This window comes from Bacillus sp. JK74 (assembly GCF_053663395.1).
On the sequence record NZ_JBSJQB010000008.1, the window covers coordinates 73,605 to 87,326 of the forward strand.

Genomic DNA, 13,722 nt, shown 5'->3' on the forward strand with positions numbered 1-13,722 from the left:
GTGATATCGTAACATATGAAAATGTCAGTTCAATAACAAAACGATTTGAATTAGATTACAGTTCCTTTACATGAAACATTTCTCTCGCTTGGTAAGTCTTGCTGAAACCTTGATACAGCAAGGGTTTTCAAGCTTCTGATTTTTCCGGCGCCGATGAAAAACACAATGTGCAAATTTCTAAAAAAACTTTTTTTCACTCTGTTTCTCTTACATAATTTCGGATTTCTTCTAAAAAAACCGCTCCGTATTTCAATCTTTTTTGTTCCCCGACCCCTTTTACGGAAAGAAGATCCTGATCTGTTTTCGGAAGTTTCGCCGACATTTCTTTTAACGTCTGATCTGAGAACACAACAAATGGAGGAACACCCTGTTCAGCTGCAATCTCTTTGCGGAGACGCCGGAGAAGCTCAAATAATTCATCATTTTCGGTAACGGCGGCGGCCTGTAAGGCTTCTTTTCTCGCGACTGCGCTTTTTCCAAGCAGAACGTCCCTGCCTTTTTGGGTGACCATAAGCGTCGGAAATGTGCCGTCCGCCATTCTGATATATTCATCTGAAATAAGGAATTCGATAAAATCACTGATTTCCGCTGCGGATTGATGCTTCATAATGCCGTAAGTGGACAGGCTGCTGAAGCCGTTTTCCAGCACTTTTTTATTTTTAGACCCGCTAAGCACCTGCGCCACCATCGTTTTTCCGAAACGCTCATTCATTCTGATGATGCATGACAATACCATCTGCGCTTCTTTTGTGACGTCATGGGCGGTCCTTGTATCAGTGCAATTGCCGCATGCTTCGCAAGCTTCCGCCTCATTCTCGCCGAAATACTTCAGAATAAACCGCTGCAGGCAATCTTCCGTATGACAGTAATCCACCATCTGTCTCAGTTTTTTGAGATCCTGCTTTTGTTTTTCTTCTCCGGCGGCCGATTGGTCTATTAAAAAACGCTGCACCATAATATCCTGCGGCGAAAACAAGAGCACACACTCGCTGTTAAGGCCGTCGCGCCCGGCCCGTCCGGCTTCCTGGTAATAGCTCTCCATATCTTTCGGGATCTGCGCGTGTAAAACAAACCTGATGTTGCTCTTATCGATTCCCATTCCGAAAGCGGACGTAGCTACCATCACTTGTATCTGATCGTTAAGAAAACGCTCCTGCTGGTCTTTTCTGTCATCATCCGCCAATCCGCCGTGATAACGGCCGGCATTGATGCCGCTGCGTTTTAATTTCTCATATAAACGGTCGGTTTCTTTTCTTGTCGCTGTATATATAATGCCGGCTTCGTGTTTATTTTTTTCGAGGTACCGCTCGATAAACCGGTCTTTGTTTTCGCCCTTTACTACTTTAAACGTTAAATTCTCTCTGGCAAAACCGGTATATACAGTTTGTTCTTTCTTAATATGAAGCTGCTTGCAGATGTCATCATGAACCTCAGGCGTAGCCGTCGCCGTTAAGGCGATGATGACGGGCGGTTCTTTTAATTCATTAAAAAGGATTTCGATATTCCGGTAACTCGGCCTGAAATCATGTCCCCATTGCGATATACAGTGAGCTTCGTCAATGGCGACAAGAGGAACCGTAATATTCTGCAGGATGTGAATGAATTCAGAAGAAGTCAAACGCTCCGGTGTGATGTAAAAGAGCCGGTAAGCCCCTTGTTTCAAACCGGTCAGGCGCTCATGAATGTCACGGCTTGTCTGGGTGCTGTTAATATAAGCTGCCGCGACACCCGCTTCTTCAAGCGCGTCCACTTGATCTTTCATTAAAGAAATAAGAGGGGAAATAACGATTGTGGTTCCTTCAAACAGCAGTGCGGGAATCTGATAGCAGATTGATTTTCCGCCCCCCGTCGGCATAATGCAGACCGTGTTTTTCCTCTCCTCTGCAACTGATTGTATCGCCTGCTTTTGGCCCGCGCGAAGACTGTCGTAGCCAAAATAATGCGCCAGAAGGGATTGGGCTTTATCCAGCATATGTTGTAAAACCTCACTTTGTCTTTGATTCTTTCATTTTATCATACTGATAAAGTACGCTGCTCAAGGGCAATTCAAAATAAAAAGCCATCTCCGCAAGGGAAATGGCTTTCGCTACGTATGCCGTACGCAAGTAAGAAAGTTTTAAACCACCACTCCTCAAAGTGGGTGTTTGCAGAAGCGTTCCTGTCGTCCTCTGCAACGGAGGCATGACATTCCGGCTTCGATATAAAACTCCCTATTACAGCTTAAAGGTTAAAACTTAATTAACAATACGAACAATGTAGCTTCTCTTATATCCTACACCATCAGTCGTATTTTGGCAAGAGGGTTAATTCTTTTACAGAAAACCTTTTTTCTTTGTAAAAAATGCTTTATTCTACATAAAAATTGTTTTTTCGACAAAATATCAATATATCAATATAAGATCAGATCGAAAGCTGCCGCCAGTTTCTTCTATAATAGAAAAAACTCTCACACCCTGTAGGGGCGCAAGAGTTATGGCAATTAGAATTTTGCAGCCAGATCTTTCGCTTCTTGCAGTCCTTTTTCAATGATCGCTTGAGCGTTATCCGGTGCAGCATTATGACCTTCAACGACAACAGTGTGAAGATCTTGGACACCCCAGAAACCGAGAACGGTTTTCATGAAGTTTAATGACATTTCAAGAGATGCCATCGGTCCTTCAGAATATACGCCGCCGCGTGCGTTTAAGAGCGCTACTTTTTTATCTCCCATCAGACCTTTAGGGCCTTCAGGCGTGTATGCGAAAGTAACCCCTGCGCGAGACAGGTAATCAACATAAGTATGAAGCACAGCAGGCACTGTGAAGTTCCAAAGCGGGAATGCAAACACGACTTTGTCAGCTTTGACGAATTGATTTAAGTAAATGTCAGCAGTTGACGCTTGTTTTTTCTCTTCGTCTGTCATTTCAATTCCTTTTGAAGCTTTGAATGTTCCGTTAATCATATCTCTTCCGAGGTAAGGAAGGTTTTCTTTATGAAGATCAAGTTCGATCACTTCATCATTCGGATTGTTTTCTTTATAAGCAGCCAGAAACGCTTCGTATAATTTTACGGACACGCCTTCTTCAGCCGTACGGTCACTTGATTTTACAAATAATACTTGAGACATTCTAAATTCCTCCCGGTAATCTTTTAATATTTACTTACAAATAGTATGTTACTTTCTTTTTTATATAAAGTCAATGATTTTATTTCGATTCTGAGATTTTTTATGGAATAAAAAAACAGGTACATATGAATGTACCTGCTGCTATTATTGTGAATCCTGCTCGCGATCCAGGATTTCGTAAGTTTGTGAGCTTTTTTGATCAACGGTTTCTTTATTTGAGAGGTCTTTCACCTGCTCGTGAAATTCCCTTTCATATGACGGAGCGTCTGTTTTCACATCCCCTTCTGTTTCTCGCTGCGCTTCGACGGTCATTCTGGCGTACGGAACGGCTTCAAGTCTTTCATAAGGAATTTCTTTTCCCGTTTTCTCACAAATCCCGTATGTTCCTTTATCCATTCGTTCAAGCGCGGCGTTCACCTCATCTAAAAGATTCTGATCGACACCGTCCAGCGTCTGATTCGTGACCCTGTCCAAATAAATGCTTCCGTGATCCGCTAAGTGATTATCTACTCCGTTCGACAATTCTCCTGTGTCTTCGCTCATTGAATGATTTTCTTTTGATTCTCCCTGAAGACTTTCCTTTAAATCGATTAATTTATGATAAAGGCTGTCCTGCTGTTCTTTTGATAATGACATATTCATCATCTCCTTTTTCGTCTGTATTCTTCGCTGCATCTGTTAATACATACCCTCGAAAAAGGAGGATGAAACAATGGGGGTCAATGCTTTCTCCCCCTGATGGTGACATTGGGTGTCTGCTGCTTTGTCTGTCTTTTTTCTTTCGCAGCATCATTTTGCGGGTTGTCCCGACTTTCTTCAGCGCAGGCTTGTTTGAGCCTGTGCTCCGGTGTATGGTAAGTGGCGCCGATATTCAGCATACCGCTCAGCTCTTCTATACTCAGCTGTTCAAAATCAATATTGTATTCAATCTTGTCCACTTTGACGTGCTCAATATGGACATATGTTTTTTCTCCTTCAACCGTTTGCGGCTCAAAATGACACTTATCCTGAAGCTCATCAAGCTGTTGTTCCACTTTCTTAAGCCGGTCTAATTCTTCTTCACACACTTTTTTGAAAATCTCTTTCATTATTTTTTTCAAAGAAAATCACTTCTTTCCCCGTCACTCTTGGAAAGTTCTATGCGTCCCGTATTGCGAATATATAAACATGATATACAAAAAGGAGGCGAATCATGATGTTTTTTCCATCCGTTATCAACTTTGAGTATATAAAAATGAACGGAATCAGCGGCGGAGCGGCTTTTAACACCGGCTCTTCCGTTATGGTGAGAAACACAGCAGCCAATAAAAGAAATGAAGGGTACGGTGAACAAAACGGTGATTGCACCGTTGTCGCCATCCCTATCATGAGTATCGATGATTCAGATCTGATAGATGGCACAGCGAACAAGATCAGCCTTCGATAATGATCTGGCTTGCATCCCCCAGATGTTTAGCAATCGATATATATAAAATCCCGTCTTTGAATACCGCCTGCATTCCCTTCGTACCTTGAGCGGAATGCGGAAGATCGAGTTTTTTTTCAAAATCGCCGTATTTTCCGGTCTTCTGTTTAAAATCCTGTTCATTGAAAAAGGATTTTCTCGTGCCTTTTACGACAATATATTCTCCATAGGACAAAAGCTGAACATCTTGTTTCCGGTAGCCGGGCAGATACAGCAAAAATTGGAGCTCATCATGAGTTTCCACAATATCAATAAGAGGAAAAGCATCCTCATTTCTTCTCATTTGCCCATCTCCCTGTTGAAAGGGAAAATGAGAATGGCCGTTTTGAAATGATTTCAGTTGTTCATCATCAAAAACGTTTTTCCAAAAGTCGCCGCCGGACATGTTTTGCGCCATTTCCATCCATTGCTTCATCTTATCGAAATCCATTTTTATCGCCCCCTGTCTAAGCATACGGTCATAACAGCCGGCATACACCTGTATTAAAGGAGGTTTGCCTGTGGTTCAACCAACTCCATATATCAATATTAATATTTTCATGTTGAAAATTAATTCCTTTGAAAATGCTTCAGCGGTGAATGTCGGACAAAATTTACTGGCGGAATGGCAGAATTCTGATAAAAAGAATCAGGGATACGGACAGAACTTCGGAGATGCAAGCGGCTTCATCGGCACGAACGGCAAAGTGGATGACCGGGATCAAATTGATTCTCCGTCTGCCTTTGAGTCTGCATGCGATAAAATCCCTGCCGGAAAAGGAGGCCCATTATGATGTTTTCGCCGGTTTTGGTAAATGTAGGAGGCTTTAAAGTAAATGCGGTCGACCGCGGTTCTTCCATTACGATCGGGCCGTATCAGCAGATCGATTATTTTTTATCCAATAAGATCAACTACGGATTCGGTGAAGAAAATGGTGATTTGGCGCCGATTTATATCCCCATCAGTTCTATCGCTGATCCGGATCTCATTGATTCGAACTCCGGAAAAACAAGCATTATATAATAAAAAGGCCATCCGCATGCATTCGGATGGCTTTTATGTGATATTTAACTGCATAAGTATTTTGTTAAGATGGCTTGAACCTCAGTCAAGTCCGTTTCTTTTGCAAATTCCAATTCGAAAGTTTTTCCCCTTGTCATTAATACAAGCCCGGTATCGGGATCAAACATCCCCGCTTCTTGAATGGCGAAGCTTTCAATTGTTTTATATGGAAGAAATACGCGCACTTTCTTTTTGGAGAACATTTTATTATCAAAGAAAATCACTCGTTTATTCGTAAAGCATATTTGGTCAACCCGCAGTTTATAAATCGTTTCGATCCGTTCTCCCTCAACGAGCAAAGCCTCCAGCTTTTTTGTGTCGGTTGATCTGCTGACAGAAAAAATTCCCAATGAAGAACCCCACTTTCTGCTTCTATACTATTGTTTTATTACAATCATAAAAAAATAAGTTCTTTATCCCTATATAAGAATACGACATAGACGGCATTTAAACCATTACGAACAGATTACATTTTTAGAACGTTCATCAAAAAAGCCCTTCGCGAAAGGTGCCGCTGTTATGAAGTAATACGGTTCAGCGGAAGAAAAGGTTTCAAGAAAACGGTATTTTTTTCGAAAAGTCAGTTTTTTATTTTCGCCATAAAAAACCGCGGCTTCTCCAATGCCGCGGTTTCAACAAAACATCAACGATCCGTATCTTCAATTGTTCCTTCTTTATAGGTATCTGATATTTGTTCCATCGTCGTGTCGGTGCCTTCTTCAGGTTGCACTTGCTGAAGCTGATCTGATGTTTTATTTTGTTTGTCTTGCTCTGTTTTTTTCATTTTGCAGCCACCCTTTATATGTAGTCTTTTTTAGTATGGCTCAGGCAAAATGAATTCATTCAGCCTTAAACTTCTTCAAAATACTCTTTGTAGAAGCCTCCGACTTTGTTTGTATTGTCTGCAACAAAAATGAATTCTTCTGTTTCATTTTTGACTTCATACTCTTTACCCGGCGTCAGCACATTTTTGACAATGTATTTTTTCGCATCTGTATGTACGCATTTGACCTTTTTGACGCTTTCTTTTGTCTGCCAATTATTATGAATCATTTATAAAACTCCTTTTCTTAATCGATAAGCTTATTGTAGCCGTTTTTTCTTGTGAATTGCAATAACGGTTATCGATTGATTTTACTGGGGGTGTTATTATAGAATGACTGTATGCGCTTACTTTGCGCGGACATCAAGATGCTCAAAACAGACCATAAAAAAATTTCGGGAGGTTTGTTACGAATGAGTTCTTTAACGATGCAGATCACAAAAAGGCTGGAAACATTTTTACAGGGTACGAAGAAACTTTATATTGACGGAAAATTTGTTCCGAGCGCTTCAGGATCAACATTTGTCACACCGAATCCGGCAACCGGAGAAACGCTGATGACGCTTTACGAGGCACAGACAGAAGACATTGACAGTGCAGTGAAAGCGGCACGCAAAGCCTTTGATCACGGCGAATGGCGCACTATGCCGGCCGCTTCCAGAAGCAGGCTGATGTATAAGCTTGCCGATTTAATGGAAGAGCACAAAACAGAACTCGCGCAGCTTGAAACACTTGATAACGGAAAACCGATTAATGAAACAACAAATGGGGATATCCCGCTCGCAATTGAGCATATGCGTTATTATGCCGGGTGGTCTACAAAGATAACCGGACAAACAATTCCGGTCGCCGGCTCATATTTTAATTACACCCGCCATGAGCCTGTCGGCGTCGTGGGGCAGATCATCCCTTGGAACTTCCCGCTCCTTATGGCGATGTGGAAAATGGGCGCCGCCCTTGCCACAGGCTGCACAATCGTTTTGAAACCGGCGGAGCAGACACCGCTGACCGCCCTCTATTTAGCGGAATTAATAGATCAGGCGGGCTTCCCTGACGGCGTCATCAATATTGTCCCAGGGTTCGGCGAGACGGCCGGGGAAGCGCTGACCAACCATGACGATGTCGATAAACTCGCTTTTACCGGTTCTACAGAAATCGGCAAAAAAATCATGGAAAAAGCAGCAAAAAAAATTAAACGCGTGACACTGGAGCTTGGCGGAAAGTCACCTAACATCATTTTGCCTGACGCCAATTTGAAGAAAGCCATTCCCGGCGCTTTAAACGGGGTCATGTTTAATCAGGGGCAGGTATGCTGCGCAGGCTCCCGTGTCTTCATACACAAAGACAAATATGATGAGGTCGTCAGCGAAATGGTTTCATATGCGAAATCGCTTCAGCAAGGCGCCGGCCTTCACCAAGATACACAAATCGGCCCGCTCGTCAGTCAGGAACAGCATGAGCGCGTGCTTTCATATATTGAAAAAGGAAAAGCGGAAGGAGCCAAAGCTGTCGCGGGCGGCAGCTGCCCGTTTGAAGAAGGGTATTTTGTCTCCCCGACTGTATTTGCGGATGTGGATGACAGCATGACCATCGCAAAAGAAGAAATTTTCGGCCCGGTCTTAGCCGCCATTCCGTATGATACGGTAGATGAAGTCATTGAGCGGGCGAACCGCTCGGAATACGGCCTTGCAGCCGGACTTTGGACTGAAAATGTGAAAAACGCCCATTACATTGCTGACCGTCTCCAAGCCGGCACCGTTTGGGTCAACTGCTACAATGTTTTCGATGCGGCATCTCCTTTCGGCGGCTATAAGCAATCCGGCCTCGGGCGGGAAATGGGCTCTTACGCGCTGAATAATTATACAGAAGTGAAAAGCGTCTGGATCAACCTGGAAGATTAAATCAAACAAGAAACTGCTGCCTGTCAGCAGTTTCTTTCTTTTGTCATGCCGCCTTTTACATATGAATATATATGCTTCTGAAGGAGTTGAGCGAGTGTGAGCACAATTCATGAAAACGTCAGAAGCCGCCAAAAGAAAACCATCTCCCTATTAAGAGAAACGCAAAATGCGGACGGCTCATGGTCATTTTGTTTTGAAGGACCGATTTTGACAAACGCCTTTCTGATCCTCCTTCTCACTTCTCTTGGAGACATTGATAAAGAACTGATCGCTGATCTTGCAGAAGGCATTCGCGCTAAACAGCGCCCGGACGGAACTTTTGCCAACTATCCTGATGACCGGAAAGGAAATGTGACCGCTACTGTACAGGGCTATGCCGGATTGCTGGCTTCCGGTTTATATAGCCGTTCTGAGGCGCATATGATTCAGGCCGAACGCTTTATCATCTCAAATGGCGGCTTGCGCAACGTACACTTCATGACAAAGTGGATGCTTGCGGCAAACGGCCTATATCCATGGCCCGCGCTGCATCTGCCATTATCTTTCTTAGTCATTCCCCCATCCTTCCCGCTGCATTTTTACCAGTTCAGTACATACGCTCGTATTCATTTTGTACCGATGGCCGTGACGCTTAACAAAAGATTTTCGCTGGAAAATCCCAACGTTCCGTCTCTCGCGCATTTAGATCGGCATATGACTAAAAATCCGTTTACATGGCTTCGTTCCGATCAGGATGAGAACAGAGATCTCTCTTCTCTTTTCGCGCACTGGAAGCGGCTTTTGCAGATTCCTGCCGCTTTTCACCAGCTCGGTCTGCGTACGGCCAAAACGTATATGCTTGACCGGATTGAAGAAGACGGCACATTATACAGCTATGCGAGTGCCACTATTTTTATGGTGTACGGCCTGCTCGCTCTCGGTGTATCGCGCCACTCCCCCGTTATCAGAAAAGCGCTTGCCGGCACGAAAGCTTTGCTCACGTCTTGCGGCGATATACCGTACCTGGAAAACTCAACGTCGACCGTTTGGGATACGGCGCTTCTCAGCTATGCGCTTATGAAAAGCGGCATCTCAGATAATGATCAAATGATAACCGGCGCCGCCCGATTTCTGCGTGAACGGCAGCAGACGAAAGTCGCTGATTGGGCCGTTCACAACCCGCATGCTGAACCGGGAGGATGGGGTTTTTCAAACATTAATACAAATAATCCTGATTGTGATGACACAGCCGCAGTGCTCAAAGCTATTCCGCGAAAACGTTATCCCGCCTCATGGGAACGCGGACTGAGCTGGCTTTTGTCCATGCAAAACAGTGACGGCGGCTTCTCTGCTTTTGAGAAAAATGTCAATCATCCGCTGGTCCGCCTGCTGCCGCTGGAATCGGCTGAGGAAGCTGCCATCGATCCTTCAACAAGCGACTTAACCGGACGGGTGCTGCACTGTTTAGGAGAAGCGGGGCTTTCTTCTGATCACCCTCAGATTGAAAAGGCCGTCCAATGGCTGATCCGCCATCAAGAAGAGGACGGATCGTGGTACGGCAGATGGGGTGTCTGCTATATTTACGGCACATGGGCAGCGCTGACAGGGATGAAGGCTTGCGGCATGAGCCAAAACCACCCGGCCGTGAAAAAAGCGATCCGCTGGCTGAAGTCCATTCAAAACGAGGACGGAAGCTGGGGAGAATCCTGTAAAAGCGCAGAAGTCAAAACCTATGTTCCGCTTTCTTACGGGACGCTTGTACAGACGGCTTGGGCGGCCGAAGCTTTGCTGCAATACGAAAAACCTCATCATCAAGCCGTCACAAAAGGCATATCTTTTCTTATTGAAAACCGGCATTACGAAGGAGACGCTTTCAGCTATCCGACCGGAATCGGCCTGCCGAAACAGTTTTACATCAGGTATCACAGCTACCCGTATGTGTTTTCTTTGCTTGCGCTCAGCACTTTTATGAAAGTGAGTGAAAAGGAGGAAGAAAAATGAAACGGCACGCTTATCAAACCGAAATGCTGAATTGGTGTGAAACCTTGAAGGAACAAGTCATACAGCAAGGTCGGTTCGATCGCTTCGCGGCACAAATCGACCGGATTTTTCACACCCTTCAGGATGATGGATTAACGGAGGCGGAATGGTACGAACAGGCATCAGCACTTTACCGGGACATTACCGAACCGGATGAGCCGGATGAGCGCAGAGCCTATGTGCCGATCGGCAAGCATGTCCTCCCTAAACTGCCATACAGTTATTCCGCACTGGAACCATATATTTCAAGAGAGATTATGAAACTCCACCATACAAAACACCATCAGAGCTATGTTGACGGTCTGAATAAAGCAGAACTGGAGCTCAAAAAAGCGAGACAAACGAAACAGTACGACTTAGTGGCGCATTGGGAGCGGCAATTGGCGTTTCACGGTGCCGGCCATTATTTGCACAGTATTTTTTGGTTTTCCATGAATCCAAACGGAAAAAGACGGCCGACGGGTGCGCTCTTTCAAATGATTGATGTGTCATTCGGAAGCTATTCCGCTTTTAAAGAGCAATTTTCTCAAGCGGCGAAAAAAGTCGAAGGAGTCGGCTGGGCTATCCTAGTCTGGGGGCCGCGCGCCGGGCGGCTGGAGATTTTGGCCGCTGAGAAGCATCAGCTCTACAGCCAGTGGGACGTCATTCCTTTGCTTCCGCTGGATGTGTGGGAACACGCTTATTATTTACAATATAAAAACGACCGCGCGGCTTACGTGGATCAATGGTGGAATGTCGTTGATTGGCGGGAGGCGGAGAAACGGTTCGAACAAGCGCACCGCGTGATATGGCCGCTTTATTAAAAAAGCCCCCGTCTTGAACGGGGGCCTGCTTCTTTTGGTCTAAAAAATACCAAGCACGTGCAGAAAAACGATAATAATGGCTACAGGAGCCACATAACGGATTAATAGGAGCCAGACTGCAAACCACTTTCGTTTTATACCGGAACCGCTTTTCAGTTCGTCAAACAGCATCTGTTTCGGAATTTTCAGCGGTACGAAAACGGCAATTAAAAGCGCGCCCAGCGGCATTAAGACATTGCTGACCAGAAAATCCGCAGCGTCAAAAATACTGCGGTGAAAAATAGAAACATCACTCAAAATTCCGTACGACAGCGCCGAAGGAACCCCGACAATAAATATAGCAAGTCCCCCGATCCATGCATACCGCTTCCGTTTTGCCGAATCGCCTTTTGACAAAACAGCAACTAAAATTTCAAGCATTGAAAAAGCCGATGTCAGCGTCGCAAATAAAAACAGCAGCAAAAAGGCGAGTAAAAACACGATGCCCAACGGCATTTGGTTAAAGACGGTCGGCAGCACGTTAAATAAAAGCTGCGGACCTTGATCCGGCTTGAGGCCGAACGCAAACACCGCCGGAAAAATCGCCACTCCCGCCATCACGGCAACAAGGACATTTAATACCGTCACCGATACGGCGGATTGAACAATATTTTCTTCTTTTTCTAAATATGCGCTGTATGTAACCATTACGGACACTCCGACGCTTAACGAGAAAAATGATTGTCCCATCGCATATAAAATGGTATTGGCATCCAGCGCGCCAAAATCAGGCATGAAGAAGAATTTTAATCCCTTCGCTGCATCATGCAGCGTAACGGAACGGATCATTAAAAGAATAAACAGAATAAACAGAGCCGGCATCAGCACCTGGCTTACCTTTTCGATGCCGCTGCTCACCCCTTTTGCCACAACTAAAATCGTCAGCACGATAAACAGCAGCTGACCGAAAACCGCTGCATAAGGGTTGGAAATGGTATCGATAAATAACGTATCAAATCCCGAAGAAAGCGATAAACCGCCTGTAAAGCCTTTTATAATGTAGATTAATATCCATCCCCCCACTACGCTGTAGAAGGATAATAGAATAAAACACGTAATGATTCCGAGATATCCGATCCAGTGCCACTTTTTCCCCGGCGCCAGCGCCTTATAGGATTCAACGGCGTTTTTTTGTGTTTTTCTGCCGATAATAAATTCAGCAAGCAAAAGCGGCAGTCCGATTAAAACAGTAAATAAAATAAAAACAAGCAGAAAAGCGCCGCCTCCGCTGGTTCCCGCTACGTAAGGGAACTTCCATATTGCGCCGAGCCCGATTGCAGAGCCGGCCGTAGCTAAAATAAATCCCAGCTTAGATGACCATTGATTAGCTTCTTTCACTTCAGCACTCCCAATTCATTTCAGTATAAAAATCAATTGTAAGAATATATGTCTGAATAGTCAAGAAGATATTAGTTTACATAATAATTTTATCGAAAACTTATATTTAATATTGGATTATTCAGAATATTATTTATAATGGAGTACAGAAAAGTCAGTCATATTTTCTGACTGATTGATTGGATATAAAAGGAGCTGTGTTTATGGAATGGCTGAAAAAAATAAGCGGGTTTGCGGGCCAAACCTTTGGCTTGTGGGTTATCGTCTTTGCCGGTTTGGGATTCGCCTGCCCTGATTTGTTTACTTGGATCAGTTCTTATATGACGATTTTCCTTGGTATTATTATGTTTGGGATGGGGCTTACTCTTCAAACAGACGATTTTAAAGAATTAATCAGAAAGCCTTGGCATGTCGTGATCGGAGTCGCTGCCCAGTTTACGATTATGCCGCTTACGGCTTTCTGTTTATCAATCGGGCTCCGCCTCCCCGCAGAAATCGCCGCGGGCGTCATTCTGGTCGGATGCTGTCCGGGCGGTACGGCATCAAATGTCATGACGTTTTTGGCGAAAGGCAATACGGCACTTTCTGTTGCGGTCACCACGATCTCAACATTGCTTGCTCCTATTGTAACGCCGGCACTTATTATGCTGTTTGCGAAAGAGTGGCTTCCCGTTTCTTTCGGTTCACTGTTTGTTTCCATTATGCAAGCCGTGCTTTTGCCGATCGTCCTCGGGGTGATTGTGAAGCTGTTCTTCAAAAAACAGGTCGGACAAGCCGTGCACGCGCTTCCTCTCGTATCGGTAATCGGCATCGTAGCGATTGTATCCTCTGTCGTCAGTATAAATCGTGAGCATCTGCTTCAATCCGGACTGCTGATTGTGTCTGTCGTCATCTTACATAACGGAATCGGATATTTGTTAGGATTCCTGACTGCAAAGCTGTTCAGAATGGATTATGCTTCACAAAAAGCGATTGCGATAGAAGTCGGGATGCAAAATTCCGGACTGGGCGCAGCACTTGCGACAGCGCATTTCTCCCCTTTGTCAGCCGTGCCGAGCGCAATTTTCAGCATATGGCACAATCTGTCGGGGTCTGTTCTTGCCACCTACTGGTCTAAGAAAAAAGAGAAAAACAGCGCCGAAGAAGAAACGGCAAAGATTCCGTTTTCATAACTGAACAAGGATAG

General features: G+C 44.6%; 16 protein-coding genes and 1 other RNA gene. 7 read left to right on the plus strand and 10 right to left on the minus strand.

The genetic code is table 11. From position 1 onward, the window contains the following. Nucleotides 1-193: 193 nt before the first annotated feature. The 5 genes from recQ to gerPC all read right to left on the minus strand — a co-directional run bounded on the left by recQ (nucleotide 194) and on the right by gerPC (nucleotide 4,206). Entirely contained in the window at nucleotides 194-1,972 is a 1,779-nt protein-coding gene (recQ, locus tag ACWJJ5_RS18225; RefSeq protein ID WP_070081962.1) for a DNA helicase RecQ, read from the minus strand. Between the two features lie 107 nt (nucleotides 1,973-2,079). Further along, a non-coding RNA gene (gene ssrS, locus ACWJJ5_RS18230) (6S RNA) lies at nucleotides 2,080-2,265 on the minus strand. Nucleotides 2,266-2,479: 214 nt separating this feature from the next. Continuing rightward, a complete protein-coding gene (locus tag ACWJJ5_RS18235; protein ID WP_454022601.1) occupies nucleotides 2,480-3,106 on the minus strand; it encodes an FMN-dependent NADH-azoreductase in 627 nt (208 codons plus the stop codon). A gap of 144 nt (nucleotides 3,107-3,250) precedes the next feature. Further along, nucleotides 3,251-3,742, minus strand: a complete 492-nt coding sequence (locus ACWJJ5_RS18240; RefSeq protein ID WP_003153790.1) for a TraR/DksA family transcriptional regulator — start codon at nucleotides 3,740-3,742, stop codon at nucleotides 3,251-3,253. Between the two features lie 83 nt (nucleotides 3,743-3,825). Continuing rightward, nucleotides 3,826-4,206, minus strand: a complete 381-nt coding sequence (gene gerPC / locus ACWJJ5_RS18245; protein WP_077722450.1) for a spore germination protein GerPC — start codon at nucleotides 4,204-4,206, stop codon at nucleotides 3,826-3,828. Nucleotides 4,207-4,298: 92 nt separating this feature from the next. Here gerPC and ACWJJ5_RS18250 point away from each other — a divergent pair, with 92 nt between their 5' ends. Then, nucleotides 4,299-4,532, plus strand: coding sequence for a hypothetical protein (locus tag ACWJJ5_RS18250; protein ID WP_014305194.1), 234 nt, complete (start codon nucleotides 4,299-4,301; stop codon nucleotides 4,530-4,532). On the opposite strand, the gene ACWJJ5_RS18255 is transcribed toward ACWJJ5_RS18250, so the two are convergent. Beyond that, on the minus strand, nucleotides 4,519-5,001 hold the full coding sequence (locus ACWJJ5_RS18255; RefSeq protein WP_003153787.1) for an Hsp20/alpha crystallin family protein: 483 nt from the start codon (nucleotides 4,999-5,001) through the stop codon (nucleotides 4,519-4,521). The two genes, ACWJJ5_RS18250 and ACWJJ5_RS18255, sit on opposite strands and share 14 nt — an antisense overlap. 70 nt (nucleotides 5,002-5,071) lie before the next feature. Here ACWJJ5_RS18255 and ACWJJ5_RS18260 point away from each other — a divergent pair, with 70 nt between their 5' ends. Then, on the plus strand, nucleotides 5,072-5,344 hold the full coding sequence (locus ACWJJ5_RS18260) for a hypothetical protein (protein WP_014418114.1): 273 nt from the start codon (nucleotides 5,072-5,074) through the stop codon (nucleotides 5,342-5,344). Next, on the plus strand, nucleotides 5,341-5,574 hold the full coding sequence (locus tag ACWJJ5_RS18265) for a hypothetical protein (RefSeq protein WP_003153785.1): 234 nt from the start codon (nucleotides 5,341-5,343) through the stop codon (nucleotides 5,572-5,574). Before ACWJJ5_RS18260 ends, ACWJJ5_RS18265 begins: the two co-directional genes overlap by 4 nt. Nucleotides 5,575-5,618: 44 nt before the next feature. Here the strand turns inward: ACWJJ5_RS18265 and ACWJJ5_RS18270 are convergent, their stop codons facing one another. From ACWJJ5_RS18270 to ACWJJ5_RS18280, 3 genes are all read right to left on the minus strand, one after another. Continuing rightward, nucleotides 5,619-5,963 carry a PH domain-containing protein gene (locus tag ACWJJ5_RS18270; protein WP_003153783.1) on the minus strand — a complete coding sequence of 115 codons (345 nt, stop codon included), beginning with the start codon at nucleotides 5,961-5,963 and terminating at the stop codon, nucleotides 5,619-5,621. Nucleotides 5,964-6,256: 293 nt separating this feature from the next. Further along, nucleotides 6,257-6,397 carry a DUF4025 domain-containing protein gene (locus ACWJJ5_RS18275; RefSeq protein WP_003153781.1) on the minus strand — a complete coding sequence of 47 codons (141 nt, stop codon included), beginning with the start codon at nucleotides 6,395-6,397 and terminating at the stop codon, nucleotides 6,257-6,259. A 65-nt stretch (nucleotides 6,398-6,462) separates the two neighbouring features. Then, the gene (locus ACWJJ5_RS18280) at nucleotides 6,463-6,666 is read right to left on the minus strand and encodes a DUF6501 family protein (RefSeq protein WP_003153779.1); all 204 of its coding nucleotides are present in this window, start codon (nucleotides 6,664-6,666) and stop codon (nucleotides 6,463-6,465) included. Nucleotides 6,667-6,849: 183 nt separating this feature from the next. Between ACWJJ5_RS18280 and ACWJJ5_RS18285 the strand changes: the two genes are divergently transcribed. From ACWJJ5_RS18285 to ACWJJ5_RS18295, 3 genes are all read left to right on the plus strand, one after another. After that, entirely contained in the window at nucleotides 6,850-8,337 is a 1,488-nt protein-coding gene (locus ACWJJ5_RS18285; RefSeq protein WP_003153776.1) for an aldehyde dehydrogenase family protein, read from the plus strand. Nucleotides 8,338-8,433: 96 nt separating this feature from the next. After that, complete coding sequence (locus tag ACWJJ5_RS18290) at nucleotides 8,434-10,317, plus strand: terpene cyclase/mutase family protein (protein WP_454022602.1); 1,884 nt, start codon at nucleotides 8,434-8,436, stop codon at nucleotides 10,315-10,317. Continuing rightward, nucleotides 10,314-11,159 (plus strand): superoxide dismutase, encoded by an 846-nt coding sequence (locus ACWJJ5_RS18295; protein ID WP_454022603.1) that lies wholly within the window; start codon nucleotides 10,314-10,316, stop codon nucleotides 11,157-11,159. The genes ACWJJ5_RS18290 and ACWJJ5_RS18295 overlap by 4 nt, the downstream gene beginning before the upstream one ends. A 39-nt stretch (nucleotides 11,160-11,198) precedes the next feature. On the opposite strand, the gene ACWJJ5_RS18300 is transcribed toward ACWJJ5_RS18295, so the two are convergent. Beyond that, a complete protein-coding gene (locus tag ACWJJ5_RS18300; RefSeq protein ID WP_454022604.1) occupies nucleotides 11,199-12,536 on the minus strand; it encodes a sodium-dependent transporter in 1,338 nt (445 codons plus the stop codon). A gap of 203 nt (nucleotides 12,537-12,739) precedes the next feature. Between ACWJJ5_RS18300 and ACWJJ5_RS18305 the strand changes: the two genes are divergently transcribed. Further along, the gene (locus ACWJJ5_RS18305) at nucleotides 12,740-13,708 is read left to right on the plus strand and encodes a bile acid:sodium symporter family transporter (protein WP_454022605.1); all 969 of its coding nucleotides are present in this window, start codon (nucleotides 12,740-12,742) and stop codon (nucleotides 13,706-13,708) included. The last annotated feature ends 14 nt before the right edge of the window (nucleotides 13,709-13,722 follow it).

Bases quoted from the DNA above. Each gene is read 5' to 3' on its own strand.
- recQ (WP_070081962.1), bottom strand. From the start codon at position 1,972: ATGCTGGATAAAGCCCAATCCCTTCTGGCGCATTATTTTGGCTACGAC.
- ACWJJ5_RS18235 (WP_454022601.1), bottom strand. From the start codon at position 3,106: ATGTCTCAAGTATTATTTGTAAAATCAAGTGACCGTACGGCTGAAGAA.
- ACWJJ5_RS18240 (WP_003153790.1), bottom strand. From the start codon at position 3,742: ATGTCATTATCAAAAGAACAGCAGGACAGCCTTTATCATAAATTAATC.
- ACWJJ5_RS18250 (WP_014305194.1), top strand. From the start codon at position 4,299: ATGATGTTTTTTCCATCCGTTATCAACTTTGAGTATATAAAAATGAAC.
- ACWJJ5_RS18255 (WP_003153787.1), bottom strand. From the start codon at position 5,001: ATGGATTTCGATAAGATGAAGCAATGGATGGAAATGGCGCAAAACATG.
- ACWJJ5_RS18265 (WP_003153785.1), top strand. From the start codon at position 5,341: ATGATGTTTTCGCCGGTTTTGGTAAATGTAGGAGGCTTTAAAGTAAAT.
- ACWJJ5_RS18275 (WP_003153781.1), bottom strand. From the start codon at position 6,397: ATGAAAAAAACAGAGCAAGACAAACAAAATAAAACATCAGATCAGCTT.
- ACWJJ5_RS18280 (WP_003153779.1), bottom strand. From the start codon at position 6,666: ATGATTCATAATAATTGGCAGACAAAAGAAAGCGTCAAAAAGGTCAAA.
- ACWJJ5_RS18285 (WP_003153776.1), top strand. From the start codon at position 6,850: ATGAGTTCTTTAACGATGCAGATCACAAAAAGGCTGGAAACATTTTTA.
- ACWJJ5_RS18295 (WP_454022603.1), top strand. From the start codon at position 10,314: ATGAAACGGCACGCTTATCAAACCGAAATGCTGAATTGGTGTGAAACC.
- ACWJJ5_RS18305 (WP_454022605.1), top strand. From the start codon at position 12,740: ATGGAATGGCTGAAAAAAATAAGCGGGTTTGCGGGCCAAACCTTTGGC.